The following is a 9,671-nucleotide window of genomic DNA, read 5'->3' on the forward strand; positions in this document are numbered from 1 at the left end:
CATCCTTTCATCACAGCCCCAACTCGCTCAGGCCCGGATGATCGTGCGGGCGTGGTCCGGTCGAATCCCAGAAGAACTTTCGCTCCGACTCTTCGATGGGGACGTCGTTGATGCTGGCATGACGGTGGTGCATGAGGCCGTCGGCGTCGAATTCCCAGTTTTCGTTGCCGTAGGAGCGGAACCACTGCCCGTCGTGATCGTGCCACTCGTACGCGAATCGCACGGCGATGCGGTCGCCGCTGTGCGCCCACAACTCTTTGATCAACCGGTAGTCCAGCTCGCGGGTCCACTTCTCGGTCAGAAGTTCGACGATTTCGGATCGGCCGGTGACGAACGTCGACCGATTACGCCACCAACTGTCCGGCGTGTAAGCCAGCGATACCTTCTGTGGATCGCGCGAGTTCCATCCGTCCTCGGCAAGTCGGACCTTCTGGGTGGCGGTTTCGTGGGTGAAGGGCGGAATTGGTGCTCGGACGGTCATTATGCGGCCTCTCCAATAGACGTGTACCTATCGGTACAGACTTTACCGATAGGTACAATAAGAGTCCAGGGAACGACTTCGGCCGCCCCCACCGAAGTGGGAGCGGCCGAAAAAGTAGTACAGGAAGAACTAGCGTGCGCGACGGGCCAGACGCTCGGAATCCGAGATCAGGACGCTCTTGCCTTCGAGGCGAAGCCATCCGCGGTGTGCGAAATCGGCGAGTGCCTTGTTGACGGTCTCGCGGGAAGCGCCGACGAGCTGGGCGATCTCTTCCTGCGTGAGGTCGTGGGTGACGCGCAGGGCGCCACCTTCCTGAGTGCCGAAGCGCTGCGCGAGCTGCAGGAGCGCCTTGGCGACACGGCCGGGAACGTCCGTGAAGATCAGGTCGGCCAGGGTGTTGTTGGTACGACGCAGTCGGCGGGCGAGAACGCGCAGCAGCTGCTCGGCGATCTCGGGGCGCTGCTGGATCCATGCCTTGAGAGCGTCGCGGTCCATGCTCACGGCGCGAACCTCGGTGACGGTCGTAGCCGTCGAGGTGCGGGGGCCGGGGTCGAAGATGGACAGTTCGCCGAACATGTCGGACGGGCCCATGATCGTCAGCAGGTTCTCGCGACCGTCGGGTGAGCGTCGACCGATCTTCACCTTGCCGGACACGATGATGTACAGGCGGTCACCGGGCTCACCTTCGTTGAAGATGACATGTCCACGGGGGAAGTCGACGGGCTGCAGCTGCTTTGTCAGCGCCGCTACCGCTGAGGGCTCGACTCCTTGGAAGATGCCGGCTCTTGCCAGGACGTCGTCCACGTGCGCTCCTTGTTGGGATTTGTTCGTTTGTGGTGTCATTTTTGCGCTATCTATCTTTGTACCCGCGCTGCGCACAAACCGTCGTACACAGGCTCAGCCCTCATGAGTGAGACACTGTGTCCAATGCAATCTGTGTTCAATGCAACAGGTACGGCATCGAAGTCTACGTCCCGATAGCTCGCGACGAGTGATTGATGCCACGTAAGAGCCGAAAATTCTTCCGGAATCCGCCGTGATGACTACTTTGTATGGCCGTCAACTTGCCCGTTGTGTCCGGATTTCGCCCAGGCTGGCGCTTTCGGGAGCCTCCGACTGACGGCCCTTCCGCTTCCTGTGGAAGCGAGCGAAAGCATGGGGAAACCCATCGCTTGCCAGGCGGGCGACGTCGTCGTGACTTGCCTGATCGAGGAAGTCTTCTACTTCGTGCTCTTGAACCGAGAGCCGACGCAATCGCCCTTCGACTCGTTCCATCGCCAGGGCAAAGAGCATCAGCAGTAGCGGAAAGAGAATTACTGCGAGTCCTTGCATAGGGGGAAGTAAACACGTCGAAGGTCTCAGAATCGACACGACGGAGTCTCCACTCATGTCGTATCCGTACAGTTGTCTGAGTGCAGACCACCCCGACAGGCAGTTCAGAGCAGCGGAAGAAACCGCGTTCGGGGGGTGCGCGGAAAGAAGAATCACACCTCGGATTGGTGCGCCGGGCGCGTCGGATGAATCGTGAGCTCGCCGTGGCATTTCCGCACGTGTATTGCGAACTCGACTTCACGACACCGTTGGAGTTGGCAGTAGCGACAATCCTGTCGGCGCAGTGCACCGACGTCCGCGTCAACATGGTCACGCCCGCACTGTTCGCGCGTTATCCCGACGCCAAGGCATACGCGGAAGCCGATCGGACCGAACTCGAGGAGTACATCCGCTCCACCGGCTTCTACCGGAACAAGACGACGTCGTTGATCGGACTAGGTCAGGCGCTACTCGAACGCCACGACGGTCAGGTCCCGAACAAGCTCGAAGATCTGGTGAAACTCCCCGGCATCGGACGCAAGACCGCGAACGTCGTGCTGGGCAATGCCTTCGACATTCCGGGAATCACCGTCGACACCCACTTCGGCCGGCTCGTGCGGCGGTGGAAATGGACCGAGGAAGAAGACGCCGTCAAAGTGGAACACGCCGTCGGGGCACTGATCGAACGTAAGGAATGGACGCTGCTTTCACATCGCGTGATCTTCCACGGCCGACGGGTCTGCCACGCGCGCAAGCCGGCGTGCGGAGTGTGCGTTCTGGCCAAGGACTGCCCGTCGTACGGTCTCGGCCCGACCGACAAAACCGAGGCCGCGGCCCTGGTGAAAGGCCCCGAGACCGACCACCTGCTCGCCCTGGCAGGGTTGTGATCGCCGATGACAAGTGCCGGAAGATGGTCTCTCGCTGCGCTCGTGGTCGTCGCCGCTCTCGTCGTGGCGATCTGGCCCCGCGGGGGAGACGACACGACGCCTACGTCGACGGGTCCGTCCTCGTCCGCGTATCAGCCGCCGACGTTCACGCCGTCGTCGGAATCGCTCGATCAACTCCGTAGCCAGGCGGCTCTCGCCCCCTGCCCGACTCCGACCAGCGAAGCGCCTGTCGGCTCGGCTCTCGCCGGAATCACCCTCGACTGCGTCTCCGACGGAGCGCCCGTCGACCTTGCCGCAGCGGTGGGCGGAAAGCCGACTCTGCTCAATCTGTGGGCGTACTGGTGTGCGCCGTGCGCCGAAGAGCTTCCGTACCTTCAGGAATTCGCGGAGCGTGCCGACGGCAGCATCAACGTTCTGACGGTGCATTCCGATCCGAATCAGGAGAACGCTTTGACGCGACTCATCGACTACTCCGTGCGTTTGCCCGGCGTCCAGGACGGTGACGGCAAGGTGCGGATCGCGGTGGGCGCACCGCCGGTGCTGCCGGTCTCGGTGCTCGTGCGCGCGGATGGAACAGTCGCCAAGGTCTTGCCCCAACCTTTCCGCAGTGCGGACGAAATCGCCGCCGCTGCGGCGCAATATCTGGGAGTCGTCGTATGAGTACATCGGTTCCCGAGTGGTTGCGTGCTGTCGCCAGCACACAGCCCACCGATCCCCACCGGATCAACCCCGTCCTCGAGCGTCGTGCGCCGCGAGGCACCGTGACGCGTCCGGCCGCGGTGCTGGTGCTCTTCGGCGGCCCGCGTGAGGCCGACCCTCTGGCCGTCGGCGGCTTGCCTGATGGCGCAGACGTCTTGCTGACCCAGCGGGCGTCGACGATGCGTCAGCACAGCGGACAGGTCGCGTTCCCCGGCGGCGCAGCAGACCCGGGCGACGACGGTCCCATCGGCACCGCGCTGCGTGAAGCGCAGGAGGAGACCGGACTCGATCCGAGCGGTGTTCAGCCGCTCACCGTGCTGCCGGAGATCTTCATCCCGCCGTCAGGTTTCGACGTGACGCCGGTGCTCGGCTACTGGGAGCAGCCGACGACGGTGGGCATTCAGGACGAGGGCGAGGTCGGACGGGTCGCCAGGGTGCCACTGCGCACGTTGCTCGACCCGGACAACCGGTTTCAGGTTCGCCATCCCCTCGGATACCAGGGCCCGGCGTTCCGCGCCGACGGCATGCTGGTCTGGGGGTTCACAGCAGGAATCCTCGCGGCGCTGTTCACGGTGTCCGGCTGGGAGATTCCGTGGAACTACGAGGACGTGAGAGACCTGGACACAGCGCTGTCCGAGTTCGGTGAAGGTGTCGAGGATTCGGCGGTGCCGCGATGACAGGTTCTCGTTGGGTGGACATCGCCATCGTTCTGGTCGCTCTCATCGCGGCCACGTCCGGATGGCGGCAGGGCGCGGTGGCGTCGGCGCTGGCGTTTGTCGGAGTGATCCTCGGTGCCGTCGCCGGCATTCTGTTGGCGCCGCACCTGCTCGTGCACGTCACCGAAGGCAAACTTCGCATCCTCGCGGGCATCTCGCTGATCGTGGTGTTGGTCATCATCGGCGAGGTCGCCGGCATGGTGCTCGGACGCGCAGCGCGCAGCGGAATGCACAGTCCGACGGCGCGATCCGTCGACAGCGTCATCGGTGCGGGTCTCCAGGCGGTGGCTGTCGTGGTCGCGGCGTGGTTGCTCGCGATTCCGCTCACTTCTTCGTCGCAGCCGAATATTGCCGCCGCTGTTCGTGGTTCGGATGTACTCGCCAGTGTCGACGAAGTGGCGCCGCAGTGGCTGCGCCGCATCCCGACCGAGTTTTCGGCGTTGCTCGACACCTCCGGCCTGCCGGACGTCATCGGCCCGTTCGGGCGCACGCCCATCACCGAGGTCGAAGCACCCGACGCGAGCGTTCTGGCCAGTCCGTTGGCGGCGCAGTTGCGTCCGAGCGTCCTCCGCATCAACGGTGTCGCACCGAGTTGCCAGCGCGCGCTCGAGGGATCCGGATTCATCGTCGCCCCCGAACGCGTCATGACCAACGCCCACGTGGTCGCCGGAACCGAGAGCATCACGGTGGACACCATGGAGGGCGCACTGCCCGCGCAGGTGGTTCTCTTCGACTCCGCCGTCGACATCGCAATTCTGGCGGTTCCCGGATTGGATGCGCCGGTGCTGCCGTTTGCTCCGGAGCAGGCTCGGACCGGTGACAACGCATTGGTACTCGGCTACCCCGGCGGTGGTCCGTACACGGCCAGCGCAGCCCGCGTTCGTGAGGTTTTGAACCTGAACGGGCCGGACATCTACAAGGCCGGAACCACCCAGCGCGAGGTCTACACCGTTCGCGGATCCATCAGGCAGGGCAACTCGGGTGGACCGATGGTCGACGATCAGGGACGGGTCCTCGGCGTCGTGTTCGGCGCTGCCGTCGACGACAGCGACACCGGATTCGTCCTCACCGCGCAGGAGGTCTCGCGTCAGTTGAACGCGGCCGCGTCGGCCTCGACGCCCGTGCCGACCGGCGCCTGCATTCTGTAGCGGTCAGGAAGGCTCGTCGGTCAGGAAGTGCAGGATCGTGCTGTTGACGCGCTCCGGGGCTTCCTGATGTGCGTAATGGCCGACGCCTGCGATGGTGTGGAGTTTCTCGGTAGGTGCCCAGTGCCTGTCGCGGCGCACGGTGCGCGTCAGGACGTACGGGTCCAGTTCGCCGTGGATCTGGAGGATCGGGATGCGAAGCACCTGATCCATCAACTTCATGAAGCGACGCCCTTCGGGGCGGAGCTGGCTGCGGAAGGCCCAGCGCTGGTACTCCAACGTGGAATGCGCGACGCCCGGGATCCGGATCGCGGATCGCATCTTGCTCATGACGTCCGCGAACTCGGGTTGCTGCGGCCAGGTGGGGCCGGACCGCGAACGAACGAGGCGCTCCACCTCGGCGCCCTTGTCGGCCGTCAGCCGTCGCTCCGGGCGCAGCGGTACCTGGTAGGCCAGGAACGAGGGTAACAGTGCCCGGCGCTGATAGGGGTCGCGGACGACGGCTTGCTTGAGCGCCATCGGGTGTGGTGACGAGACAAGCGCGATGGACCGCACCAGGCGTGGATGCAGGAGGGCGGTCGCCCAGCACACCAGACCTCCGTCGGCATGACCGATCAGCGTGGCCTTGCCGTAACCCATCGCGCGAATGAGGCCGGCTACGTCACCGGCGAGCGTCCAACCGTCGTAGCCGCGAGGGGGCTTGTCGGAATCGCCGTACCCACGAAGATCCATCGCGACGACGCGGAAGCCCTGCTCGGACAGCGCCGTCAGCTGATGGCGCCAGGACCACCAGAAATCGGCGAATCCGTGCAACAGGACCACCAACGGAGCATCCGGCTCCGCGTCGCCTACCTCGACGACGTGAAACCGGATGCCGTTGGCGTGAATGTCCCGGTGAATCCAGGGGCCGTCGAACCTGACGGTGGATGGATCTGGGGCTGCCACTTTCGATCAGACTCGCTACCGGCGCGCGTTGAAATCGACGGACGGCTTTGCGTCGTCATGGCTGCCGGGGATGACGTTCCTGGCCTGCTTGAGCGATTCGATCGTCTTCTCCGGAGCCCTCAGCTTGCGCACGCGCAGATAACCGAGCAGCGCCAGAATCGCGGTGGTCACCACCATGATCAGGAAGACGATGAGGAACGCCAGCCAGCGCGGCACCCAGGTGTCGAGCATCTCGGCCAGGAAGAAAAAGAAGAAGAACGAGCTGAACAGCAGAACTGTGAAGGCCAGGATGAAGAAGACACTGCCTTGCAGGCCCTTCTTGACCTCGCCCGTGACCTCGGCCTTGGCGAGTTCAACCTCGGCGCGCACGAGGGTGGAGACCTGTGCGGTCGCATCCTTGACGAGGGCCCCGATTGTGGCCTCGCCCGGCGTGCGGGCGTCCACATCGGTGAGAGGGATGGAAGAGACCGTGTTCGGTACTCCATCTCCGGTGAAGCGCTGGCTCTCTCCGTTGGTCAAGCTCACTTGTCGACCTCTCCAGGTAGTTCTCTCGCGTCCGTGGCAATGGCGGTGGAAGCGTCGTCTCGAGCCGCATGAACCCGTCCACGTCGCCACAGCAGCGCTGATCCGATCAGCGATGCCACCAACGATGTCACGAGAACTGCGGCCTTCGCTATCTCGGCCTCGCTGCCATCGCCGACCCCGTCCAATGCGAGGTCTGCTACAAGCAGGCTAACGGTGAACCCGATGCCACCGAGAACTGAGAGGGCAAACATGTCTCTCAATTCCAGTGTCTTGGGTTTGGTTGCTATCCCCAATTTGATCGCGAGCAGGGAAATCCCGAAGATTCCGACGGTTTTGCCGACCAGAAGACCGACGACAACCGATTGCCCGACTGGGTCGGTGAAAATGTCGCCGAGTACCGCGGCGTTGATCGGAACACCGGAGGCGAACAGTGCGAAGACGGGAACGCAGAAGCCTGCGGAGTACGGCTGAATGCGGTGCTCGAGACGGCTGCCCGGCGCGTACTCCTCGTCCGGATCACGCCTGACCCGGGTGAGTAGGCCGAGCGCGACGCCGGCGAGTGTGGCGTGGATCCCTGCTTCGTGCATCGCGTACCAGGTAAGTAGTGCCAGCGGGACGTAGAGGAACGTCGTCGTGATGCGTTTGTGTTGGGCGTAGGCGTAGGCAGCCAGGGCGGCGGCCGCGGTCAGCAGCCACAGCATCGCGAGGGAACCGGTGAACAGTACGGCGATGAGGATGATCGCGAGCAGATCGTCGACGACGGCCAGGCTGAGCAGGAAAACTCGGGCGCTCGCCGGGATCTTCGAGCCGGTGAGCGCGAGCACGCCGAGGGCAAAAGCGATGTCCGTCGCGACGGGAATGGCCCAGCCCTTGTCCATGCCGGGTGTGCCGAAGCCGATGGACGCCGCGATGATCGCGGGGACCAGGACGCCGCCGCACGCCGCGATGATCGGCAGCATCGCGGCTTTACGGTCCGCGAGTTCGCCGACCACCAGTTCGCGTTTGAGCTCGAGGCCGGCGACGAAGAAGAAGACGGCAAGCAGTCCGTCTTGCGCCCACGTGCCCAGGCTGAGGTCGAGATGGAGTGCGGACGGGCCGATCTGGAAGTCGCGTAGTGCGATGTAGCTCTCACCGAAAGGTGAGTTCACCCAGATCAGAGCGACGGCAGCGGCGATCAGGAGTATCGATCCGCCCACCGTTTCGGTGCGGAGATAGCGGGACAGTTCGGAACGCAGAGTGGAGATCACGCGTGGGGACGACCTTTGTTCGTGCAACCGAATCCGGATGCAACAGACATGAACGTGCTCGACGTTGTGACGCATCGAATGCACGTGCCGACCAGACTTCCCGGCTCACCTTTACGGAATTTTATCGCGGATTGCCCGCTGAGCCGAATTCGCGGAGTCGGATTTGCGCAGGAAAACCCCGCGGGTGTTCAATTCCTACTGATTGGGACAGCATCCCACCAATTGGACATCTTCCGAATATCGGCGCAGGAGCATGCTTTGAGCACGTCAGTCAGTGAGAACCCACCCAAGCCCGAGGACGGTGGAGTAGATACCGTCGCCGGAGTGCCACGCAGCCGAATCGTGGTTGCCAGCATGGTGGGTACGTCCATCGAGTTCTACGACTTCTACATCTATGCAACCGCGGCAGTATCGGTGTTCCCGCACCTGTTCTTCCCGAAGGGCAACGACACCACCGCGCTTCTCGCGTCATTGGCGACGTTCGGACTCGCGTTTGTCGCCCGCCCCCTCGGCTCGATCCTCTTCGGGCACTTCGGGGACCGCGTCGGACGCAAGGCAACGCTGGTCGGCTCGCTGCTGACGATGGGCATCGCGACCTTCCTCATCGGTCTGCTGCCCACCTATCACCAGATCGGTCTGCTGGCCCCGGCATTGTTGGCGCTCATGCGTTTCTGCCAAGGTCTCGGACTCGGCGGTGAATGGTCGGGTGCTGCCCTACTCGCGACCGAGACAGCCAAGGAAGGCAAGCGGGCCTGGGCGGCGATGTGGCCACAACTCGGTGCCCCCATCGGCTTCTTCATGGCCAACGGCCTGTTCCTGATCATCACGCTGTTCATGAACCACGACAATTCCAGCCCGGACCTCGAGGGAGCTTTCCTGAGCTGGGGTTGGCGAATTCCGTTCCTGCTCAGCGCAATCATGGTGATGATCGGCCTGTACGTCCGGCTCAAGCTCGAAGAAACCCCGGTGTTCGCGCGTGCGGTCGAGCGCGGCGAGAAGGTCAAGACCCCGGTCGCCGAGGTGTTCAAGACCAGTTGGCGCCAGCTGATCATCGGTACGTTCGTGATGCTCGCGACGTACACGCTCTTCTACATCATGACCACCTGGGTGCTCAGTCACGGAACCGGCAAGACGGCGGCCGACGGCGGAACCGGTGCGGGCTTCAAATACACCGATTTCCTTGTCCTACAGCTGATCGCAGTCGTGTTCTTCGCTGCCGCCGTGCCGGTCTCGGGTTGGCTCGCCGACCGTTACGGGCGCCGGATCACGCTGCTGATCATCACCGGCCTGATCATGGTGTTCGGCTTGACCTTCGGGGTGTTCCTCGAACCGGACGGAATGAACGACGGACGCATGTTGGCGTTCCTCATCGTGGGCATGCTGCTCATGGGCCTGACCTTCGGTCCGATGAGTGCCGTTCTCCCGGAACTTTTTCCGACCAACGTCCGCTACACGGGCTCGGGAATCGCGTACAACACCGCCAGCATTCTGGGCGCTGCGGTAGCGCCGTTCATCGCCGTCTACCTCGCGAAGAACTACGGCGTCGGCTGGGTCGGCATCTACCTCCTCGTAGCGGCGACACTGACGTTTGTCGCGCTGCTGGTCATGCGTGAGACGAAGGGTGAGTCGCTGGATGATGTAGGGGCATAACCCTGCTGTGGGGGGGGTTTTTTAGGCCGGGGGGTTAAAAATGGGAGCACAGGTGTGTGGGTGGG

11 protein-coding genes are annotated in these 9,671 nt (G+C 63.6%); 5 read left to right on the forward strand and 6 right to left on the reverse strand.

Going from position 1 to position 9,671, the window contains the following annotated elements; translation table 11 throughout:
- Positions 1 to 10 precede the first annotated feature (10 nt).
- The 3 genes from ACFQ6H_RS02190 to ACFQ6H_RS02200 form a co-directional block, all read right to left on the reverse strand.
- Positions 11 to 481 (reverse strand): DUF1348 family protein, encoded by a 471-nt coding sequence (locus ACFQ6H_RS02190; protein WP_378643362.1) that lies wholly within the window; start codon positions 479 to 481, stop codon positions 11 to 13.
- A 129-nt stretch (positions 482 to 610) separates the two neighbouring features.
- Complete coding sequence (locus ACFQ6H_RS02195) at positions 611 to 1,285, reverse strand: Crp/Fnr family transcriptional regulator (RefSeq protein WP_003943506.1); 675 nt, start codon at positions 1,283 to 1,285, stop codon at positions 611 to 613.
- A 255-nt stretch (positions 1,286 to 1,540) separates the two neighbouring features.
- Positions 1,541 to 1,813 carry a hypothetical protein gene (locus tag ACFQ6H_RS02200; RefSeq protein WP_019746620.1) on the reverse strand — a complete coding sequence of 91 codons (273 nt, stop codon included), beginning with the start codon at positions 1,811 to 1,813 and terminating at the stop codon, positions 1,541 to 1,543.
- An 80-nt stretch (positions 1,814 to 1,893) separates the two neighbouring features.
- Here ACFQ6H_RS02200 and nth point away from each other — a divergent pair, with 80 nt between their 5' ends.
- The 4 genes from nth to ACFQ6H_RS02220 are packed head-to-tail and all read left to right on the forward strand — an operon-like array spanning position 1,894 to position 5,242.
- The gene (gene nth / locus ACFQ6H_RS02205; protein WP_003943471.1) at positions 1,894 to 2,679 is read left to right on the forward strand and encodes an endonuclease III; all 786 of its coding nucleotides are present in this window, start codon (positions 1,894 to 1,896) and stop codon (positions 2,677 to 2,679) included.
- A 6-nt stretch (positions 2,680 to 2,685) separates the two neighbouring features.
- Positions 2,686 to 3,339: a TlpA family protein disulfide reductase gene (locus ACFQ6H_RS02210; protein ID WP_378643366.1), complete on the forward strand. Its 654-nt coding sequence runs from the start codon at positions 2,686 to 2,688 to the stop codon at positions 3,337 to 3,339.
- The gene (locus tag ACFQ6H_RS02215; protein WP_378643370.1) at positions 3,336 to 4,055 is read left to right on the forward strand and encodes an NUDIX hydrolase; all 720 of its coding nucleotides are present in this window, start codon (positions 3,336 to 3,338) and stop codon (positions 4,053 to 4,055) included. The genes ACFQ6H_RS02210 and ACFQ6H_RS02215 overlap by 4 nt, the downstream gene beginning before the upstream one ends.
- Positions 4,052 to 5,242 (forward strand): MarP family serine protease, encoded by a 1,191-nt coding sequence (locus ACFQ6H_RS02220; RefSeq protein WP_003946095.1) that lies wholly within the window; start codon positions 4,052 to 4,054, stop codon positions 5,240 to 5,242. The genes ACFQ6H_RS02215 and ACFQ6H_RS02220 overlap by 4 nt, the downstream gene beginning before the upstream one ends.
- Before the next feature lie 3 nt (positions 5,243 to 5,245).
- On the opposite strand, the gene ACFQ6H_RS02225 is transcribed toward ACFQ6H_RS02220, so the two are convergent.
- The 3 genes from ACFQ6H_RS02225 to nhaA are packed head-to-tail and all read right to left on the reverse strand — an operon-like array spanning position 5,246 to position 8,040.
- Positions 5,246 to 6,184: an alpha/beta fold hydrolase gene (locus tag ACFQ6H_RS02225; protein WP_378643376.1), complete on the reverse strand. Its 939-nt coding sequence runs from the start codon at positions 6,182 to 6,184 to the stop codon at positions 5,246 to 5,248.
- A gap of 15 nt (positions 6,185 to 6,199) precedes the next feature.
- The gene (locus tag ACFQ6H_RS02230) at positions 6,200 to 6,709 is read right to left on the reverse strand and encodes a phage holin family protein (protein ID WP_230816512.1); all 510 of its coding nucleotides are present in this window, start codon (positions 6,707 to 6,709) and stop codon (positions 6,200 to 6,202) included.
- Positions 6,706 to 8,040 carry a Na+/H+ antiporter NhaA gene (gene nhaA, locus ACFQ6H_RS02235; RefSeq protein ID WP_378643381.1) on the reverse strand — a complete coding sequence of 445 codons (1,335 nt, stop codon included), beginning with the start codon at positions 8,038 to 8,040 and terminating at the stop codon, positions 6,706 to 6,708. Before nhaA ends, ACFQ6H_RS02230 begins: the two co-directional genes overlap by 4 nt.
- Positions 8,041 to 8,214: 174 nt before the next feature.
- On the opposite strand from nhaA, the gene ACFQ6H_RS02240 reads away from it, so the two are divergent.
- Positions 8,215 to 9,606, forward strand: coding sequence for an MFS transporter (locus ACFQ6H_RS02240; RefSeq protein WP_378634256.1), 1,392 nt, complete (start codon positions 8,215 to 8,217; stop codon positions 9,604 to 9,606).
- Positions 9,607 to 9,671: the final 65 nt, after the last annotated feature.

This window comes from Rhodococcus sp. NPDC056506 (assembly GCF_042794945.1).
Classification (GTDB): Bacteria; Actinomycetota; Actinomycetes; order Mycobacteriales; family Mycobacteriaceae; genus Rhodococcus_F.